Origin of the sequence: Rhodococcus pyridinivorans, assembly GCF_900105195.1 — a bacterium.
In the GTDB taxonomy this organism is placed as follows: Bacteria; Actinomycetota; Actinomycetes; order Mycobacteriales; family Mycobacteriaceae; genus Rhodococcus; species Rhodococcus pyridinivorans.
In genome coordinates this window covers 159,803-180,593 of record NZ_FNRX01000002.1, presented here as the reverse complement: position 1 = coordinate 180,593, position 20,791 = coordinate 159,803, and the positions used below count along the sequence as shown (strand labels likewise).

Here is a 20,791-nt window from a genome sequence, read left to right as displayed (position 1 = left end):
CCCACCACATGCCTGCACGGACCCGCTCACGCTCGACCCGAGTCCTCGGCGCCCTCGCTGCGGCACTGACCGCCACGGCCGTTCTCTCCGCGTGCGGAAGCGACGACTCCACCGCGACGAACACGCCGACGACGTCTGCCGCCACGGAAACCTCGGCGTCGACATCGACCTCCGCGGCCGAGACATCCCCCGGCGCGGCCGGGGCCGAGACCACGGGCGAGACCGAGACGAGCGAGGCGTCCCCGGCTCCGTCCTCGCCCGCTGCCGGAGACGACGATGGCGGAGAGGACACGGGCGTAGCACCCGCTCCCACGCCCGGCGCACAGGCCTTCCTCGACGGTCTCCGCGCCGAGGGCGTCGAGCCCAGCGACGAGACCGGCGCGGTGAACATCGCCGACTACATCTGCAGCGCCCAGGCGCAGGGCGGGTCGCCGGAGGAGATCAAGGTGTTCGTGACCGCGCTCGTGGGTAGTGATGCTGCAGCCGGTGGTGTCGAGTTGTCGGAGGATCAGGCCTCCTCGACGGCCGACACGTACATCGCCGTCGCCGGCGAGACGTACTGCAACTAGGGAACGCGGGGACAGCACGAATGGTCAGGACGAAGCAGCGTCGCGGACGCAGGATCGTGGTCGTGGGGGCGCTGCTCGTCCTGGCGATCGTGCTGGTGCTCTGGTACATGCTCGCGGGGCGGCTGGACATCCCGTCGCCGATTCCTACCCCGCCCGGGCCGGAGGAGCCGCAGTCGCAGCCGGCCTCGTGCCCCGACGTGCAGGTCGTCGCGGTGCCGGGCACCTGGGAGTCCGCGGTGGGCGACGATCCGTACGCTCCGGCCGCGAACCCGTACTCGCTCATGCTCAACGTGACGAGGCCGCTGCAGGAGCGTTTCGATGCCCAACGCGCCGATGTCTACACGGTGCCGTACGTCGCGCAGTTCTCGAACCCCATCGCGATCCCGCCGGACGGCCAGCAGTCCTACAACAACAGCCGCAGTGAGGGATTCGCGGCCACCACCGACATCCTCGCGCGACGCTCGGCCGAGTGCCCGCTGACCACCTACGTGCTCACCGGTTTCTCGCAGGGCGCCGTGATCGTGGGCGACGTCGCCGCGCAGATCGGTGCCGGCAACGGCCCGGTCCCCGCCGACCGGGTGCTCGGTGTCGCACTCGTTGCCGACGGTCGCCGCGACGGGGTCTCGGGCACCGACATCGGTGCGCCCGTCGCCGGAGTGGGCGCCGAACTGTCGCTCGACGGCCTGCGGCTGCCGGGGATCACGATGACCGGCGCGCGTCCCGGTGGCTTCGGGGAGCTCGACGACCGCACGATCCAAATCTGCGCGCCCACGGACAGTATCTGTGACGCACCACCGAACGCGCTGAATCCCGCCAACTGGATGTCGGCCGCTCCGCGCCTGCTCGAGTACGTCAACAACCCGATCCACGCGATGTACAACACCTACGTCGTGGACGAGAACGGCACGACCGCGACGCAGTGGATCGCGAACTGGGCGACGGAGAAGATCGATGCCGCACCGGAACCCGCAGAAGAATGAGGTGCGGCCGTCGCTGCACGCGGCGGAGGTTCGGGTCCGAGTGAACCCTCCCACATATTACTCGCCGGTAGTGTCCGATCTCACCACCCGGTACACTCGAAAGACGGGCTGCCTTTAGACTCATCCCTCGGCTGCGGCCCGGCCGTCCGGGATCGTGGCGCACGACGACTGCCACAGGAGAAGAGGTTCATGGTGCCAGTGACGGCACGGCGAACGGCCGGCCCCCTCCGGGGGCGTAGCGACGGCCCGCGACCGGGAATGATCCTTGTCACGAGCTCTCGCCTCGGTCGGGCGTACGTACCGGGGCGCCGATCCTGGGCAGCAGAGGGCGGCGGGTTGCACCGTCGGTCGGTGTCGGCGTCGAAAAACCCTCGCACACAATCGGATCGTGTGCTCGTCTCGTTCGACGGGCGCGGAATGTGTGTGTGAAGACGACCATGTCGTATCTTTGTGTTTCCCGTGTGCGAGGGGAAGCGTTCTTCCCGGCGACCGCACTTTGCGTGGGTGCGCGTGATGCCGATCTGTAACATATTCGTGATCTGGGGTCGATGGACACGTTCGAGGAACGGACCGCCGGAAGCCGTGGGGGGCGGTATCGGTACGACGATCCGCCGGCGCGGAGGAAAAGTTAGTGGCGCAACCATGTCGAGTGGTTGTGGGATCGCTTCGACAGGGAGAAGGAATTGAGCGTCGGGTTCGAAGAGTTCATCGATGAGAACGGGCGGATCAGGCTGCCTGAAGGGCAGACCCTGCTCGATCACCTCGAGGGGAACTTCGCTTCAAACGGTGACGACCTCGCCTACCGGTACATCGACTACTCGCGGGAACGCGACGGCGAGGTGCACGAGCTGACCTGGGATCAGTTCGGCGTGCGCATCAAGGCCATCGCCGCGCGCCTGCAACAGGTCACCGCTCCCGGCGACCGCGTCGCGATCCTCGCTCCGCAGGGCCTCGACTACGTCGTGTCCTTCTTCGCCGCGATCTACGCCGGCACCATCGCCGTGCCGCTGTTCGATCCCGACGAGCCCGGCCACACCGATCGCCTGCACGCCGTTCTCGGCGACTGCACCCCCAGCGCGATCCTCACCGCCACCTCGTCCGCGGCCGGCGTGCGGCAGTTCTTCCGCCCGCTCCCCGCTGCGCAGCGTCCCCGCGTGATCGCCGTCGACGCCATCCCCGACTCGGTCGCCGAGTCCTGGAACCGGCCGCCCATCGGCACCGACGACATCGCGTACCTGCAGTACACCTCCGGCTCGACCCGCGTTCCCGCCGGCGTCGAGATCACTCACCGCTCGGTGCTCACCAACGTCATCCAGATGGCCGACTCCATCGAACTCGACGAGTCGTCGCGCGGCGTGACCTGGCTGCCGCTGTTCCACGACATGGGCCTGCTCACGGTGATCCTGCCCGCGGTCGGCGGCAAGTACATCACCATCATGAGCCCGCGTGCCTTCGTGGCCCGGCCGAGCCGCTGGATCCGCGAGCTCGCCGCCGTCTCCGACGGTGCCGGCACCTTCGCCGCCGCCCCGAACTTCGCGTTCGAGCACGCTGCGGCACGCGCGGTCCCCAAGCCGGGCGAAGAACTCGACCTGAGCAACGTCATCGGCCTGATCAACGGCAGCGAGCCGGTCACCACGTCGTCGATGCGCAAGTTCAACGAGGCATTCGGGCCCTACGGTCTGCCCCGCACGGCGATCAAGCCGTCCTACGGCATGGCCGAGGCCACCCTGTTCGTCTCCTCCACCCGTCACAGCGACGAGGCGAAGGTCATCTACGTCGACCGCACCGCACTCAACGCGGGCCGGGTCATGCGCGTCGAGCCCGATGCCGAGAACGCCATCCCGCAGGTCTCCTGCGGTTACGTCGCACGCAGCCAGTGGGCCGCGATCGTCGACGCCGAGACCGGCACCGAGATGCCCGACGAGCAGGTCGGCGAGATCTGGCTGCACGGCGAGAACATGGGCATCGGCTACTGGGGTCGCAAGGAAGAGACCGACAACACCTTCCACAACCGCATCACCAAGCGTCTGGCCGAGGGCAGCCACGCCGAGGGCACCCCGGACGACAGCAAGTGGCTGCGCACCGGCGACTACGGCGTCTACATCGACGGCGAGCTCTACATCACCGGTCGCGTCAAGGACCTCGTGATCGTCGACGGCCGCAACCACTACCCGCAGGACCTCGAGTTCTCGGCGCAGGAGGCCAGCTCCGCGCTGCGTCCCGGCTTCGTCGCGGCGTTCGCGGTGCCGGCCAACCAGCTGCCGCGCGAGGTGTTCGACAACGACGCCTCCGGCCTGCAGTTCGATGCCGACGATTCGTCGGAGCAGCTCGTGATCGTCGCCGAGCGCGCTCCCGGCGCCGGCAAGGCCGATCCGCAGCCGATCGCCGACGCGGTACGTGCCGCGATCTCGTCCCGGCACGGTGTCACCGCCCGCGACGTGCTGCTCGTGCCGGCCGGTTCGATCCCCCGTACGTCCAGCGGAAAGATCGCGCGTCGGGCGTGCAAGACCGCATATGTCGAGGGAACGCTGCGTGGTGGTTACCAGCAGCAGGCCTTCCCGGACAGCGTGTAAGAACGAATGTCCTCTTTCCCGGGTAGCGTGGTGGGTTGATGTCTGACACTGAAATGACGGTTGCGCAGCTGCGCGAATGGCTGCGCAACTGGATCGCCGACGCGACCGGGCAGCCGGTCTCCCAGATCTCGGACGATCGTCCGATGGAGGAGTTCGGGCTGTCCTCCCGGGACGCCGTCGCCATGGCGGGTGAGATCGAGGAACTCCTCGGTGTCACCCTCAACGCGACGATCGCCTACCAGCACCCGACGATCGCGTCGCTCGCGACGCGCATCATCGAAGGTGAGCCCGAGGCACCCGCCGAGGACGACTCCGCCCTGTACACGGTCGGTGCCGCGGCGGGTTCGAAGGACGTCGCCATCGTCGGTCTGTCCACCCGTTTGCCGGGCCACGTCGACACCCCCGAACAGATGTGGGAGCTGCTCGCGTCCGGACGCGACGGCATCTCCGATCTGCCCGAGGGCCGCTGGTCGGAGTTCGAGAACGATCCCGCCGTGTGGGAGTCGATCCGCAACGCCAACACCAGGGGCGGCTACCTCGACGACGTCAAGGGCTTCGACGCCGAGTTCTTCGCGATGTCGCCGCGCGAGGTCGAGATGGTCGACCCGCAACAGCGCCTCGCGCTGGAGCTGACCTGGGAAGCACTCGAGCACGCGCACATCCCGCCGAGCGACCTCAAGGGCGGCTCGGTCGGTGTGTTCATCGGCAGCTCGGCGAGCGACTACATGCTCCTCGCGGTCGGCGATCCGTCCGCAGCGCATCCCTACGCGCTCACCGGCACCTCCACCGCGGTCATCGCGAACCGCGTGTCGTACTTCTACGACTTCCACGGCCCGTCGGTCACGCTCGACACGGCGTGCTCGTCGTCGCTGGTCGCCGTGCACCAGGCCGTACGTGCGCTGCGTAACGGCGAAGCCGACGTCGCCCTCGCCGGTGGCGTCAACATGCTGCTCGCCCCGGCCGGCACCCTCGGCTTCGACGAACTCGGCGTCATGGCACCCGACGGCCGCATCAAGGCGTTCTCCGCCGACGCCGACGGCATGATCCGCGCCGAGGGCGGGGGTCTCGTCGTGCTCAAGCGTCTCGAGGACGCCGAGCGCGACGGCGACGACATCCTCGCGGTGATCGCCGGTTCGGCCGTCAACCAGGACGGCCGCTCCAACGGCCTGGCCGCTCCCAACCCCGAAGCGCAGGTCGACGTGCTGCGCCGCGCCTACCGCGACGCGCAGATCCTGCCGTCCGGTGTCGACTACATCGAGGCGCACGGCACCGGCACGGTGCTCGGCGACCCGATCGAGGCCGACGCGCTCGGCCGCGTCGTCGGTCGTGGCCGCGAGGACGACAAGCCGGTCCTGCTCGGTTCGGCCAAGACCAACTTCGGTCACCTCGAGTCCGCCGCGGGTGCGGCCGGTCTCATCAAGGTCGTTCTCGCGATGCAGAACGATCAGCTGCCCCCGACGCTCAACTACACGGCGCCCAACCCGTACATCCCGTTCGACAGCGCGCACCTGAAGGTCATCCCCGAGGGCGCGAAGTGGCCGCGCTACACCGGTCGCGCCGTCGCCGGTGTGTCCGGCTTCGGTTTCGGTGGCACGAACGCGCACGTCGTCGTGCGCGAGTACACCGGCCCCGAGGGGCTCGAAGCGTCCGAGGCCGAGGTCGAGGTCCTGCCGGAGGAGATCCCCGCCGCGGAGACCACCGAGCAGGCCCGCGAGCTGCCCGTCCTGCTCGCCGTCTCCGCTGCGATGCCGTCGCGTCGCCGCCGTGCCGCCGCCGATCTCGCCGACTGGCTCGAGACCGAGAAGGGCAGCACGACGCCGCTCGCCGACGTCGCCCGCACGCTCGCTCGTCGCAATCACGGCCGGTCCCGCGCGATCGTCGTGGCGAGCAACCACGGTGAGGCGATCGCCGGTCTGCGTGCCGTCGCCGCCGGCAAGCCCGCGCAGGGCGTGTTCACCGCCGACGCTCCCGCCTCCAAGGGCGCGGTGTGGGTGCTCTCCGGCTTCGGTGCCCAGCACCGCAAAATGGCCAAGCAGCTGTACCTGGAGAACCCGGTCTTCGCGGCGGCCGTCGACGAGGTCGACGAGCTGATCTACGACGAGTCGGGCTACTCCATGAAGGAGAAGTTCCTCGACGACGCGCAGGACTACGACGTCGAGACGGCGCAGGTCGGCATCTTCACGATCCAGATCGGTCTCGCCGCGCTGCTGCGCCACCACGGTGCCGAGCCCGCCGCGGTCGTCGGCCACTCGATGGGTGAGGCCGCCGGCGCCTACATCTCGGGCGGACTCTCGCTCGAGGACGCCGTGCGCGTCATCTGCTCGCGTTCGCGTCTGATGGGTGAGGCCGAATCCGGCCTGACCGGCGACGACATCCGCCTCATGGCGCTCGTCGAGTACAGCGCCGCCGAGATCACCGACGTGCTGCCCGACTTCCCGCAGCTCGAGGTCTGCGTCTACGCGGCGCCGACGCACACCGTCATCGGTGGCCCGCAGGAGCAGGTCAACGCGATCGTCGCGCGTGCCGAGGCCGAGGAGAAGTTCGCCCGGGTCCTGCAGACCAAGGGCGCGAGCCACACCTCGCAGGTCGATCCGATCCTCGGCGAGCTCGCAGCCGAGCTCGCCGGCATCGAACCGCACCGTCTGAAGGTCGACCTGTACTCGTCGGTCGACCAGGAGACCCTCTACCGCGCAGGTCACGAGGGCATCCACGACGTCGAGTACTGGACCAAGGGCATGCGCCACAGCGTGTACTTCACGCAGGCGATCCGGCAGGCGCTGTCCGACGGGCACACCACCTTCGTCGAGCTCAACGCCAACCCCGCGACGCTCATGTCGGTCGCGGCGACGGCCTTCGACGCCGGTGTGCAGGACGGCCAGTTCATCCAGACGCTCAAGCGCAAGGAGGACGAGTCCCTCGGTGTGCTGACCGCGCTCGCGCAGTTGTACGTGCACGGGCAGTCCGTCGATCTGAGGACGCTGCTGCCGGAAGGCGACTACGCCGACCTGCCGCGCACCGCCTTCCTGCGCAAGCCGTACTGGGTCGACGCCAGCATCGGCACCTCCGGCAACGGCCGCGCGCCCGGCGCCCGGGTCGCACTGCCCGACGGCCGCTACGTGTGGGAGGTGCAGGCATCCGCCGTCACCGATGCGGCCGAGCTGGTCGTCGCGGCGGCCTCGCAGGTGCTGTCCGATGTCACGCTCACCGCGTCCATCCCGCACACCGACGTCCCCGCGACCGGCACCCTCACCACGACGCTCACCCGGCACCCGGGTGGCGCGTCACTGCAGGTGCACGCGAACACCGGCGACGGTTTCACGCTCGTCCACGAGGGTGTCGTCACATCCGGTGAGCCGCTGCCCGCGCCCGTCGCGGTGGCCGCGAAGCCGGCCGCGCAGGCCGAGGAGCTTCCCGAGGTCGTCGAGTCGTTCGGCGACCAGTGGGATCCCAACGGATCGCAGAGCCTCGACGACCGCCTGACGCTGATCGTCGCCGAGTCCATGGGTTATGCGCCCGAGGATCTGCCCGCCGAGATCCCGCTCATCGAGCTGGGCCTCGACTCGCTCATGGCGGTCCGCATCAAGAACCGCGTCGAGTACGAGTTCGACATCCCGCAGCTGCAGCTGTCGGCGGTCAAGGACGCGAGCCTGCGCGACGTCGCGAAGTACCTGCGATACGCCGTCGAGAACCGCGAGGAGGTCGCGCAGCTCGCCGAGCAGCAGGCCGCCGAGAAGGCAGCCGAACGCGCCGCCGCTGCGGAGCAGGACGATCTTCCCGAGGTCGAGGACACCACCGCGGTGGGCGAGGCCGAGCAGATTCTCGCCGAAGCCGAAGCCGAAGCCGAAGCCGAAGCCGAAGCACAGACCGCGCCCGAGACGGCCGAGCCCGAGCAGGAGTCGAGCGGTGTCGACGTGCCGCCGCGCGACGCCGCGGAACGGTTGACCTTCGCCTCGTGGGCCGTGGTCACGGGCAAGTCGGCCAAGGGCATCTTCAACCCGTTGCCGAAGCTCGACCGCGATGTCGCCGAGAAGCTCGCGGCACGGCTGACCGAGCGGGCCGAGGGTGAGATCACCGTCGACGACGTGCTCTCCGCCCCGACCGTCGAGCAGCTCGCCGAGACCGTCCGTCAGCATCTCGAATCCGCCGATCGCATCGACGGACTCGTGCGCACCCTGCGGCCCCGCGCCGAGGGATCGGACACCGTGCCGGTCTTCGTCTTCCACCCCGCGGGTGGTTCGACGGTCGCGTACGAGCCGCTGCTGCGCCGCCTGCCCGCGCACACCCCGGTGTTCGGTTTCGAGCGCACCGAGGGCCCGATCGACACCCGCGCACAGGCGTACCTGCCGCTCATCAAGGAGATCCAGGGCGACGGCCCGTACGTGCTGTGCGGCTGGTCGCTCGGCGGTGTCCTGGCCTACGCGGTGGCCCGTCTGCTCCGCGAGGAGGACAAGGACGTGCGTCTCGTCGGCCTCATCGACACCGTCATGGCCGGTGAGAAGGTCGAGGACACGCCCGACGAGATCCGCAAGCGCTGGCAGCGTTACTCGGCGTTCGCGAAGAAGACCTACGGGGTCGACGCGCCGCTGCCCTACGACCTGCTGGCCGAGGCCGGCAGCGACGAGGAGCAGATCGGCATCCTGATGGGTCTGCTCGAGCTGAGCGGGGCGCAGATCCCCGGCGGCATCATCGAGCACCAGCGCACGTCGTGGCTCGACAACCGCGCCATCCAGACCGCGGATCTGCTGCCCTACGACGGCAAGGTCGTGCTGTACATGGCCGACAAGTATCACGACGACGCGATCGATCTCGAGCCGGCCTTCGGGACCCGGCTGCCCGACGGTGGGTGGGGCGAGGTCGTCGCGGATCTCGAGGTCGTGCACGTCGGCGGCGATCACCTGCAGATCGTCGACGAGCCGTACATCTCGAAGGTGGGGGAAGACCTGACCCGCAAGCTGGCCGACATCGAGGCCTCGAGGAGCTGAACGAAGAAGTGAGCACCACGGCACAGAAGCTGGCCGAGCTGCGCGAGAAGCTGGAGATCGCGAAGGAGCCTGCCGGCGAACTCGCGATCGCCAAGCGCGCGAAGAAGGGCATCCCGAGCGCTCGCGAGCGCATCGACATGCTGCTCGACAGGGGCAGTTTCGTCGAGATCGGCGCGCTGATGAAGACGCCCGGCCGCGACGATGCGATGTACGGCGACGCCGTCGTCGTCGGGCACGGCACGGTCGACGGCCGCCCGGTCGCGGTGTTCTCCCACGACCAGACCGTCTTCGGCGGCAGCGTCGGTGAGATGTTCGGCCGCAAGGTCGCCGCGGTCCTCGACTTCGCCCTCAAGATCGGTTGCCCCGTCGTCGGCATCAACGACTCCGGTGGTGCCCGCGTGCAGGACGCCGTCACCTCGCTCGCCTGGTACGGCGAGATCGGCAAGCGTCACGAGCCGCTGTCGGGTCTGTGCCCGCAGATCTCGGTGATCGTCGGCAACTGCGCCGGTGGTGCGGTCTACGCGCCGATCAACACCGACGTCGTGGTCGCCACCGAAGGCGCCCACATGTTCGTCACCGGCCCGGACGTCATCAAGGCGGTCACCGGTGAGAACGTGAGCCTCGAGGAGCTCGGCGGTGCCCGTCAGCAGGCCGAGTACGGCAACGTGCACCACGTCGCGCCGGATGAGAAGGCCGCTTTCGAGTGGGTGCGGCAGTACCTGAGCTACATGCCGTCCAACGCGCAGGAGAAGCCTCCGATCATCAATCCCGGTCTCGAACCGGAGCTCACGCCCGACGATCTCGAACTCGACACGTTCATGCCCGACGCCGACAACTCCGGCTACGACATGCACGACATCCTGCTGAAGATCTTCGACGACGGCGAGTTCCTCGAGGTCCGCTCACAGACCGCGCCGAACATCATCACCGGCTACGCCCGCGTCGACGGCCGGGCGGTGGGCGTGGTGGCGAACCAGCCGCTGTACCTGTCGGGTGCACTCGATGCGGCTGCTGCCGACAAGGCCGCGCACTTCGTGCGCGTGTGCGACGCCTACGACATCCCGCTCGTGTTCGTCGTCGACACCCCCGGCTTCCTGCCCGGTGTCGAGCAGGAGAAGATCGGCGTCATCAAGCGTGGCGGCCGCTTCTTGTTCTCATATGTCGAGGCGTCGGTCCCGAAGGTGACCGTCGTGGTCCGCAAGGCCTACGGCGGCGGTTACGCCGTGATGGGGTCGAAGCAGCTCGGCGCCGACATCAACTTCGCGTGGCCCACCGCGCGTATCGCCGTGATGGGTGCCGAATCGGCTGTCGCGGTGATCGGTCGCCGGCAGATCGAGGCCGCGGGCGAGAACGCTCCCGCGGTGCGCCAGCAGCTCATCAACTTCTACAACGAGCACGTGGCCACGCCGTACATCGCGGCCGAGCGCGGATACGTCGACGCGGTGATCGAGCCGTCGACCACCCGTCTCGAGATCCGCAAGGCGCTGAACCTTCTTCGCGACAAGGAAGTGTTCAAGAACCCGCGGAAGCATCACCTGCTGCCGCTGTAGAGCCGTTGCCGACGGGGCCTGTGCACCAGTGCGTGCACAGGCCCCGTCGTGTGTATCCGACGCCGCCCCACCGGGCCGGGGGTCAGGGCACGGTCCAGGAACCCCGGCCCGGCAGGAAGGTGATGTCGGTGGTCGTCACGACCGCCTCGATACGTCCGGAGCCGGTCTCGAACCAGGGGTATTCCCATCCTGCGGAGGGGATGGGCGGGTAGATCGGCAGGGTGACGGTGCCACGCTGTCCGGTGGTGACGTTCGTCCAGTTCACGAGGCACGGGCACTGGAAGCTGCTGCCGAATCGCGAGAAGCCGGGACGCTCGGGGTCCACACCGACGGTCACGCCCTCGTTGACGAGGAGACCTCCCCACCCTGCGGAACCGGTGCCACCGACCGCGCCGATCACAGGGCTCAGGGTCGTAGCCGCCACAGGCTCCGCGGACGCTGCGGGAGCGGTGACCACACCGAGCGCGAGCGCCGCGCCCAGGGCTGCCGTGAATGCGATCTTTCTCGAGGTCGTCATGCCCTGTGTGTCGCCCGTCGGCGTCACTTCCGTTACTCGCGCCTCATCCGTCACTCGTAGACGCGCATCGGCGCGGGTTTCCACAACCCGGACCTCGTCACCTCGGTGGTGGTCAGTTCGGCCGGCTGCGCATTCGGGTAGAAGCGCACGTACCGCTCCACCGAACCCCAGTCGCGCCCCCAGTCGTTCTCGAGGTAGGTGGGCACCTGCTCGGGTCGCGCCAGGACCTCCGCGAAGCCGAGCGGGCCACCGTTGTCGGCCGACTGCCAGGTGTCGGTCGACGACACCGCGAGCGGACGGTCGGGGAGGACCCGGTAGTTCGGCATCTCGGCCACACCGGCCCAGTGGTCGAACGGCCGCTGGCACGGGAACTGCAGACCCACGGCCCAGTCAAGCAGGAGCGGCTGCTCGGAACCGAGCTGGGCGTCGAGCCGCTCGAGGGTGGGGACGCGCGGCGGCGTGAACGCCAGCCACTGGTCGCCGGTGAGGTTGGGGTCGTTGGCGACGATGCGGACGGCGTCGACGTCGTCGGGCAGGTCGGCGAGCGGCACACGCAGGTTCCGCCACGACGGTGCGGGGCCGATGTCGCGCGGCAGGTAGGTGCCCTTCGCCTCGACGCTGCCGTCGGCCTGGCGGGTGCCGTACTCGACGAGCAGCGACTGGCCGTAGGTCAGTGCACCGGTGTCGTCGTACGACCAGATGCGACCGGCCGCGGAGATGATCACCAGCGGCGTCTCGTCGGTGATCCCGGGAAGGGCGTACCAGCTGGAGGTGAGCGCGGCGGGTTCCTGCACACCCTCCTGGTAGCTGCCGAGCACCGGGGTGACGGACGGGTCGAGCCCGAAGGGCAGACGCACGGTGCTGCCGTTGACGGTCTGCTCACCGGAACCACCCGTGGTGCCGCCGCCCGCGCCCGTCTCGAAGGTCGGGCCGACGCTCTGGTTGTCGGTGTTGCCCTGGCCCGGCTTGACCTCGACGTAGTCGGCGGTCAGGTCGGACGGCACGCCGTCGGGAGTGAAACCGCGCGGCGCCGCACCGGCGAGCGGGTCGTCGTTTGCCGGCGGATCGGCGGGGTCGATGATCGGTTCGAGGCGTCCCTCGTTGGGGTCGGCCTCGACGAGCACGTCGTTCGCGAGACCGCAGGTCTGCCCGGCGACCGCCCCGATGTTGGAGCGAGCGAGCGAGTACGCCGGGTATTGCGACACCGCGCCCTTGAGCAGCGACAGCACCTCGAACAGCACCATCACCGCGGCGACGACCGTGAGCGGCGCAGCCGCGAGGGCGCGGATCCGCCGGCCCTTCTTCGTCTCGGCCGACTCCGGCGGCGGTGCGTAGCCCTCGCGGAGGTACTGCCACGCGACGAGCACCAGGGCGAGACCGAACAGGACCAGGAACAGCGAGCTCGACTGGTAGCCGCTCAGCGAGACGGTCTTGTCGAACCACGGCACGCCGTAGCTCGAGACGTACCACCAGCCGTTGATGCCGGCGAACGACACCGCCAGGACGAACAGCACTCCGGCGAGGAAAATCGTGCGGTTGCGCCGCGACCGCAATGCGCTCGCGGAGACCACGACGGCCGTGACCGTCGCGAGCGATCCGGCGATGCCTGCGTACGCCCCGAAGTGGTGGGTCCACTTCGTGGGGTTGAACATCATGAAGAAGATCGTGCCGAAGACGATGCCGAGCAGACGCCAGGTCGGGCTCACGGCGACGCCGGGGATCCGGCGGCGGCGCAGCAGCACGAACAGCGTCGTGAACAGGCACAGCAGCATCGTGAGGAACGCGAAGCGGCGCGGCAGTGAACCGTCGACGGTCTGCACCATCAGGTAGTAGTAGCGGAGGAAGTCGTTCCACCACTCCTCGTTGGGGCCGATGATGGTGCGCACGCGGGTCGCCTCGAGGACCGCGGCGAGGGTCTGGTCGGAGAACACCACGACGAGCACGAGCATCCCGGCGGCGCCGATCGGGGCGAGCAGTGGCAGGGTGCCGACCTCGCGGTGGCGGCGCACGATGATCCGCGTCATCGGCCGGATGCCGGCGATGAGCGCGGCGATACACATCAGGCCCGTCGGTGCAGCGGCGAGGGTGAAGGCGCCGATGAACACCGCCGTCGCGGCGGGCAGCAGACGACCGGTCGCGATGGCGCGTTCGATCGAGCACCAGGTCAGCAGCGCACCGAGCGCGACGATCGGCTCGGGCCGCAGACCGTTGTTGTAGGGCAGCCAGAAGGCGAGGAAGACCAGTCCGCCGGTCCACAGTGCGATGCGGTTGTGCCGCACGGCCCGGCCGAGACGCGGCACCACCTCACGGCTGATGACCATCCAGCACAGGATTCCGGCGATCAGTGCCGGGATGCGCATCCATGGGCTGGCCGTGGAGATCTTCGCGAACGCCGCCAGCACGTCGTAGTACCAGCCGAAGGGAGCTTCGGGGACACCGAACCAGCGGAAGTAGTTGGCCATGTAGCCGGAGTTCTCCGCCGCCCGGGCCATGGTCAGCAGGTAGCCGTCGTCCGAGGTGTTCGCGCCGAAGAAGTGCCAGCCGACGAGCGTGAGGACCACGACGACGTCGACGCCGGTGAACTTCCACCAGCGGGACGGCAGGAAGCGGCGGTGACCGCGACCGTCCGTGCCGTCGAGCTTGGCCAGCGCGCCGAGCGCGAGTGCCGTCGACAGCACCGCGAGGACCATCGCGAGGGACTTGACCAGCGTCGGCGACGACGTGAACCGGGAATCGACATCGACGGTGACGTCGAGGCCGGGAACCGCGGTCGGCAGGTCGCTGAACACGCCCACGACGAGCGGCCGCAGGTCGCCGGTGAGCTCACCCGACCGCGGGTTGCCGTTCTCGTCCGAGAGGCCGACGAACTCGGCGGTGGTGCGTTCGGAGTCGGAGAAGATCTGCAGTTCGCTGCACGCACCCGACTCGACGTCGGCGCGCGGCGCGGTCGCGACCACCACGTTGCGGTCGAGCACGTCGACGTTCTCGGCGCCGACCCGCACGAACATCGCGTTGAGGGCGGCGTCCTGCCCGTTGGTGGGGGCGGTCGCGAGCAGCATCCCGCCGTCGCCGGGCATCTCCGCGACGGCGCTGCACGGCACGGTGGCGCGGAGCTGGAGGGGGACCTGCGACATCAGCGGCAGTTCGACGTCGGTCGCCGCCGCGTCCTGCGGCCACGACATCGTCGCCTCGGTCACGCGGACCGGGAGAAACGGTGTGGCCAGCGCCAAGATCATGCCGAGCAACCCGGCGACGACGGCGACGAGTCGCGCAGTCCGGTACCGAGTGCGAAGGTCCTCGCCCATCGACCGGGGGGCGGTCGGAGCGGGCGCGGGTGAGGTCGTCACGTCGTCGGGCACGGGAGTCGATGGTATCCGGCGACGTGGTGTGACGGCACTCGCCCTTACTCCAGCAGGACGGGGACCCCGTCACGGATGCGGCCCGGCGACCACAGGCCGGAGCGGGTCGTCACGTCGGTGGTGACCTCCGCGGGGGAGGCATCCGGGTCGATCGGACGGTACTGCTCGAGCGATCCCCAGTCGCGATCCCAGTCGTGGTTCAGATAGGTGGGGACGGCCTCGGCGTTCAGCAGAAGCGGGATCCAGCCGAGCGGTCCGCCGCCGATGTCGTCCTGCCAGCCGTTCGTCGCGTCGGCCCCGACCCGGTCCGGGAGGATGCGGTACTCGGGGACCTCGGCGACACCGTTGCGGTGCCCGAAGGGTCGCTGGCACGGGAAGGCGAGACCCACCGACCAGTCGATGAGGACCGGGGCGTCGGATCCGACGACCTCCTGCAGGGTCTGCATGCGCGGCATCCGCGGCGGCGTGACCGCGACCCACTGGTCGGGGGAGAGGTCACCGTCGTCGACGACGATCCGCACGGCGTCGGCGTCGGCCGGGATCGCGTCGCTCGGCACGCGCAGGTTGCGCCAGGACGGCGACGGGCCGATGTCGATCGGGGCGAGCGTGGCCAGCGGCGTCACGTCGTCCCCGGATGACGAACCGAACTCCAGCAGCACGTCCTGACCGGGGGTGATGACACCGTCGGGGTCGACGTAGCGGATGCGTCCCGCCGCGGTTACGACCAGCAGCGGTGTCTCGTCGGTGCGCTCCGGCAGCGCGTACCAGCCGGATTCGAGTTCGGCGGACTGCTGCACGCCGGAGCGGTAGCTGCCGAGGACGGGCGTGGTCTGCGGGTCGAGGCCGAAGGGCAGCTTCACGGTGCTGCCGTTGATGCCCTCGTCGCTGGTGCGACCGCCCTCGGTGCCGGCGCTGGTGGATGTGGTGGTGCCGCCCTCCTCGCTGTCGACGGTGTTGGCGCCACCGGTCGTGGTGGTCTCCGCGTCGGCGGTGAGGTCGAGGGCCACGCCGTTCGGGGTGAAACCGACGGCCGTGCCCGCACCCAGGGCCTCGCCCGCATCACCGTCGAGGGGCTGAAGCATGGTCGCGTTCGGTTCGGACTCGACGAGCACCTCGTCGGCGAGTCCGCAGGAGTTGCCTGTGAGGGCCGCCGCGTTCGACTTGGCGATCGAATAGGCCGGGTACTGCGAGACCGCGCCCTTGAGCAGCGACAGCACCTCGAACAGCACCACCGCCGCCGCGACCAGCGTGAGCGGGGCCGACGCCAGGGCCCGCACCCTGCCGTTGCGGTCGGGTCGTGGCGTGGTGAACGGCTCGCGCAGGTGGAACCACGCGGCGAGGAGCAGGGCGAGCACCGTGAGGCCGAGCAGTGCCGTGGAGAAGGCGTAACCGGAGATCGACGGCGGCTTGTCCCACCACGGGATGCCGTAGCTCGAGACGTACCACCAGCCGTTCGAACCGGTGAAGGCCATCGCCAGGACGAACAGCACCCCGGCGGTGAACAGCGCCCGGTTGCGGGCCGATCGGATGCCGACCGAGCCCACTCCGATCGCGGCGAGCGCAGCCACCGACGCGGCCAGGCCCGCGTACACACCGAAGTGGTGTGTCCACTTCGTCGGCGTGAGCATCATGAGCAGCAACGACGCGAAGACGATGCCGAGGATGCGGCGCGAGGGTCCGATAGCGGTGCCCGGGATGCGGCCCTTGCGCAGGATCAGCATGACGCACACGACCAGGCACAACAGCATCACGAACACGCCGAACCGGCGGGCCAGCGAACCGTCGGGGGAGACGGTGAGCAGTGCGTCCCACCGCAGTCGCTCGTCGAACCACGGCACGTTCGGTCCCACGGCCGAACGCACGCGGGTCGCTTCGAGGACCGACGCGAGCGTCTGGTCGGCGAAGACGGCGATGAGCACGACGGTGCCCGACGCCAGGATCGGCGCGAGGGGCGCGACGACACCGACGAGATGTCGGCGCGCGATAAGAACCTTCACCAGCGGGCGCATCCCGGCGACGAGCGCGGCCACCGCGATCAGGCCGGTCGGGCCGGCGGCGAGCGAGAAGGCCGCGATGAGGACCGCGATCGCGGCGGGCAGCATGCGCCCGGTCGCGATGGCGCGTTCGATCGAACACCAGGTCAGCAGCGCACCGACCGCGATGATCGGCTCCGGGCGCAGACCGTTGTTGTAGGGGAGCCAGAAGGCGAGGAAGACCAGCCCGGCCGTCCACAGCGACACCCGGCTGTGCCGGACAGCGACGCCGAGCCGGTGGATGACCTCGCGGCTGATGACCATCCAGCACAGGATCGCCGCGATGAGCGTGGGCAGGCGCATCCACACGCTCGACGTCGAGACCTGTGCGAACACGACGAGCACGTCGTAGAACCAGCCGAACGGCGCCTCGGGCACACCGAACCAGCGGAAGTAGTTGGCCATGTATCCGGCGTCGCCGGACACCCGCGCCATGTTGAGGATGTAGCCGTCGTCCGAGGTGTTCGCGCCGATGATGTGCCAGAGCAGCAGAGTGCTCACGACCACCGCGTCCACGAGGGTGAACCGCCACCAGCGGGCCGGCAGGAACCGGCGCGCGCGGCGCCCGTCGATCCCGTCGAGTCGATGCAGAGCGACGAGGGAGACCAGCGTCGCGAGCGCGCACACGATCATCGCGAGGAGCTTGAGCACCGTGGGGGTCGAGGTGAACCGCGAGTCGAGCTCGGCGCGCACCGACAACCGCTCGGTGGAGTCGTCACCGTCGGGTTCGAAGGCGCCGGCCGGGCCGCCGAGGTCGCTGAAGACACCGACCATCTGCGGCCGCTCGTCGCCCTCGAGCTCGATCGCCACCGGCGGGTCGGCGCCCACGATCTCGGCGGCGGTGCGTTCGGAGTTCGATGCGACCGTCACGGCCGTACACGGCTCGTCGAGCGGCGCCGAGACGAGCACCCAGTTGCGCAGGACGGCCTCGACGGTGCCGGGAGCGCCGTCCTCACCGGGTATCGCGCGGATCACCAGGCCCTCCGCCGTGGCGTCGGGGGAGCCGGACGGGATGGTCGAGACGAGGGTGCCGCCGTCGGAACCGAGCTGCGCTGCTGCCGCGCACGGCACGCTGGCCCGCAGCGTGAGCGGGGCGTAGGTGACGAGCGGCGCCTCGACACTGTCGATGCTGCCGTTCTGCGGCCATTGCAGTTCGCCGGTTTCCTGCCGGACCGGCAGGAACGGAAGGGTCAGAGCCAGCACGAACCCGAGCAGTCCCGACACGATCGCGACGATCCGAGCTGTGCGGACGCGCGATGTCGGGTCGGACGAATCGGTTTTCCCGGGCGAAGCGGTATCGGCTGGCACAAGCGTCGATGCTAGGCGAGTCCCGTCACGGGGCCGGCGCGTGCCGCTCCGCTCGCACCACTCGCGGGTACTCCGCGGTTCTGTCCGACCACGTCCGGAGCGATGCCTCCCGCCACTAGCATCGCTGTCTATGAGGACCTCCACCCCGATCGGGCGCGCTCTGCGCGCGGCGGGCATCGGGGAGGTCTGCGACGACTCGACCACGCGCGCGCTGTACTCGTCCGACGCTTCTCTCTATCGCGTCCCGCCACAGGCCGTGGTGCGCGCCCGATCGATCGACGACGTCGCCACGACCCTCGACGTGTGCCGCCGGGAAGGTGTCCCCCTCACCTCCCGCGGCACCGGCACCTCGCTCGCGGGCAACGCTGTCGGGCCTGGCGTGGTCATCGACTTCTCGCGTCACCTGAACCGGGTGCTCTCCGTCGACCCAGAGACCCGGACCGCGCGGGTGCAACCGGGTGTCGTGCAGGCCGAACTGCAGCGCGCCGCGGCACCGCACGGTCTGCGCTTCGGCCCCGATCCGTCCACCCACAACCGGTGCACGATCGGCGGGATGATCGGTAACAACGCGTGCGGGGCGCGGGCGCTCGGCTACGGCCGCACGTCCGACAACGTCGTCGCGCTCGAAGTGCTCACCGGCACCGGGCACCCGCTGACGCTGCCCGGCGAGAATCCGGTGCTGGAACCGTTGCGGGAGATCGTCGCCCGCGACCTCGCGACCATCCGCACCGAATTCGGTCGCTTCGGCCGGCAGGTGTCGGGTTATGCACTCGAGCATCTGTTGCCGGAGAACGGTTTCGACGTCCGGAAGCTGTTCGTCGGTAGCGAGGGCACACTCGGGATCACGACCGAGGCGACGGTGCAGCTGGTCGCCGACCCTGCCGTCCGCACGATGGTCGTGCTCGGCTATCCAGACATCGTCGCCGCCGGCAACGCCGCGCACGGACTACTGGGTTTCCGGCCCACGGCGTGCGAAGGGCTCGACTCGCGGATCGTCGACATCGTCCGGCACCGGCGCGGACCGCAGGCGGTACCGCCCCTGCCGTCGGGTGCGGCCTGGCTGTTCGTCGAACTGGCCGGTGACGACGCCGACGAGGTGCGCGGCCGGGCGAAGGCACTCGCGCAGGCCGCCGCCGCGACCGACGTCCTGCACGTCGAGGACCAGGCGCGTGCCGCTGCGCTGTGGCGTATCCGGGAGGAGGGAGCCGGCCTGTCGGCGAGAAGTCCGAAGGGACTGCCCGCGCACGCGGGATGGGAGGACGCCGCCGTCCCTGCCCACCGCGTCGGCGACTATCTCCGCGACTTCGAGGAACTGCTTGCCGGATACGACGTCACCGGCTATCCCTACGGGCACTTCGCCGACGGCTGCATCCACATCCGCCTCGACATCCCCCTCGAGGTTCCGGGTCTGTTCCGCGAATTCCTTTTCGAGGCAGCTGAACTCGTCGCCGAATACGGCGGGTCGATGTCGGGGGAGCACGGCGACGGGCGTGCCCGGAGCGAACTGCTGCCCGTGATGTACTCACCCGACGCGCTCGCACTGTTCGGGGCTGTGAAGTCGGTCTTCGATCCGGAGAACGTCCTCAACCCCGGCGTGCTCGTCGACCCGCGGCCCGTCGACGCCGACCTGCGCGTCCCGGCGGCCGGGAAGATCCGGGAGGGCCTGGCCTTCCGCTATCTCGAGGACGGCGGCGACTTCACGCAGGCAGTGCACCGGTGTACCGGGATCGGCAAGTGCCGCGCCGACAATACCGGCACCGGCGGGGTGATGTGCCCGTCCTTCCTCGCGACCCGCGAGGAAAAGGACTCCACGCGCGGACGAGCACGGGCGCTGCAGGAGATGCTCAACGGGCACCTCGTCGACGAGTCGTGGCAGTCGCCGGAGGTGCACGAGGCGCTCGATCTGTGCTTGTCGTGCAAGGGATGCCTGTCCGACTGCCCGACCGGGGTCGACATGGCAACCCTCAAATCCGAAGTGCTGCACCAGACCTACCGGGGACGGCGACGGCCCGCCAGTCACTACGGTCTCGGCAGGCTGCCGCAGTGGGCGGCGATCGCCTCCCGTGCGCCACGCGCCGTCAACGCCCTTGTCCGCGCTCCGGGGGTCGCCCCGCTCGGGTTGACCGTCGCCGGTCTCGACCGCCGCCGCCGTGTACCGAGGTTCGCGCCCCGCACCTTCCGGAAGTGGTTCGCCGACACCCTCTCGCGACGATCCCGCACGGGCGATCCGGTGCTGCTGTTCGTCGATACTTTCACCGAGTACTTCACCCCGGAGATCGGGGTTGCCGCCGTGCGCGTGCTCGAAGCCGCCGGACACAGCGTGCACCTCACCGACGAACCCCGCTGCTGCGGCCTGACGTGGATCACCACCGGCCAGCTCGACCAGGCCCGGAAGATCCTGGGCCGCACCGTCGCCGAACTCTTCCGCAGCGGCATGCCGATCGTCGGTCTCGAACCGTCGTGTACCGCCGTCCTGCGTTCCGACGCAGTCGAACTGCTCGGGTCCGCACCCGCGCGTCTCGTGGCCGACAGCACCACGACCCTCGCCGAACTCCTCGCCGACTGGGAACCACCGTCGCTGGACGGCACACGGATCGTCGCACAACCCCACTGCCACCACCACGCCGTCATGGGATGGGGCGCCGACGACGCACTGTTGCGACGCGCGGGTGCCGACGTGCAGCGCCTCGCCGGCTGCTGCGGTCTGGCCGGGAATTTCGGAGTCGAACGCGGGCACTACGACGTGTCGGTGGCGGTCGCGCGAACCCAACTGCTGCCGGCGGTCGAGGCGGCATCCGACGACGCGGTGATCCTCGCCGACGGGTACTCGTGCCGTACCCAGCTCGGCGACCTCACGACGCGGCGCGGCATGCACCTGGCCGAGTTGCTGGCCTCACGACTGCCGTAGGTACGGCGGGCT

Annotated in this window: 9 protein-coding genes; 6 read left to right on the top strand and 3 right to left on the bottom strand. The window is 69.6% G+C overall.

Translation table 11 applies throughout. The features are described 5' to 3' along the window. Positions 1 to 8: 8 nt before the first annotated feature. The 5 genes from BLV31_RS01465 to BLV31_RS01445 all read left to right on the top strand — a co-directional run bounded on the left by BLV31_RS01465 (position 9) and on the right by BLV31_RS01445 (position 10,654). The gene (locus tag BLV31_RS01465; protein WP_072740470.1) at positions 9 to 569 is read left to right on the top strand and encodes a DUF732 domain-containing protein; all 561 of its coding nucleotides are present in this window, start codon (positions 9 to 11) and stop codon (positions 567 to 569) included. A gap of 20 nt (positions 570 to 589) precedes the next feature. Continuing rightward, entirely contained in the window at positions 590 to 1,549 is a 960-nt protein-coding gene (locus BLV31_RS01460) for a cutinase family protein (protein WP_064061904.1), read from the top strand. Positions 1,550 to 2,232: 683 nt separating this feature from the next. After that, positions 2,233 to 4,122: a long-chain-fatty-acid--AMP ligase FadD32 gene (gene fadD32 / locus BLV31_RS01455; protein WP_006553446.1), complete on the top strand. Its 1,890-nt coding sequence runs from the start codon at positions 2,233 to 2,235 to the stop codon at positions 4,120 to 4,122. A gap of 53 nt (positions 4,123 to 4,175) precedes the next feature. After that, positions 4,176 to 9,104: a polyketide synthase Pks13 gene (pks13, locus tag BLV31_RS01450; protein ID WP_139192995.1), complete on the top strand. Its 4,929-nt coding sequence runs from the start codon at positions 4,176 to 4,178 to the stop codon at positions 9,102 to 9,104. An 8-nt stretch (positions 9,105 to 9,112) separates the two neighbouring features. Next, positions 9,113 to 10,654, top strand: coding sequence for an acyl-CoA carboxylase subunit beta (locus BLV31_RS01445; RefSeq protein WP_064061903.1), 1,542 nt, complete (start codon positions 9,113 to 9,115; stop codon positions 10,652 to 10,654). Positions 10,655 to 10,736: 82 nt separating this feature from the next. Here BLV31_RS01445 and BLV31_RS01440 read toward each other — a convergent pair whose 3' ends face one another. From BLV31_RS01440 to BLV31_RS01430, 3 genes are read right to left on the bottom strand one after another with little or no spacing between them, the layout of a single operon-like run. Next, the gene (locus BLV31_RS01440; protein WP_033097841.1) at positions 10,737 to 11,171 is read right to left on the bottom strand and encodes a hypothetical protein; all 435 of its coding nucleotides are present in this window, start codon (positions 11,169 to 11,171) and stop codon (positions 10,737 to 10,739) included. A gap of 50 nt (positions 11,172 to 11,221) precedes the next feature. Beyond that, positions 11,222 to 14,530 carry an arabinosyltransferase domain-containing protein gene (locus BLV31_RS01435; protein ID WP_064061902.1) on the bottom strand — a complete coding sequence of 1,103 codons (3,309 nt, stop codon included), beginning with the start codon at positions 14,528 to 14,530 and terminating at the stop codon, positions 11,222 to 11,224. 44 nt (positions 14,531 to 14,574) lie between these two features. Beyond that, positions 14,575 to 17,871 (bottom strand): arabinosyltransferase domain-containing protein, encoded by a 3,297-nt coding sequence (locus BLV31_RS01430; protein WP_064061901.1) that lies wholly within the window; start codon positions 17,869 to 17,871, stop codon positions 14,575 to 14,577. A gap of 130 nt (positions 17,872 to 18,001) precedes the next feature. Between BLV31_RS01430 and BLV31_RS01425 the strand changes: the two genes are divergently transcribed. Beyond that, the gene (locus BLV31_RS01425; protein ID WP_064061900.1) at positions 18,002 to 20,779 is read left to right on the top strand and encodes an FAD-binding and (Fe-S)-binding domain-containing protein; all 2,778 of its coding nucleotides are present in this window, start codon (positions 18,002 to 18,004) and stop codon (positions 20,777 to 20,779) included. The last annotated feature ends 12 nt before the right edge of the window (positions 20,780 to 20,791 follow it).

Bases quoted from the DNA above. Each gene is read 5' to 3' on its own strand.
- pks13 (WP_139192995.1), top strand. From the start codon at position 4,176: ATGACGGTTGCGCAGCTGCGCGAATGGCTGCGCAACTGGATCGCCGAC.
- BLV31_RS01440 (WP_033097841.1), bottom strand. From the start codon at position 11,171: ATGACGACCTCGAGAAAGATCGCATTCACGGCAGCCCTGGGCGCGGCG.
- BLV31_RS01465 (WP_072740470.1), top strand. From the start codon at position 9: ATGCCTGCACGGACCCGCTCACGCTCGACCCGAGTCCTCGGCGCCCTC.
- BLV31_RS01460 (WP_064061904.1), top strand. From the start codon at position 590: ATGGTCAGGACGAAGCAGCGTCGCGGACGCAGGATCGTGGTCGTGGGG.
- BLV31_RS01425 (WP_064061900.1), top strand. From the start codon at position 18,002: ATGAGGACCTCCACCCCGATCGGGCGCGCTCTGCGCGCGGCGGGCATC.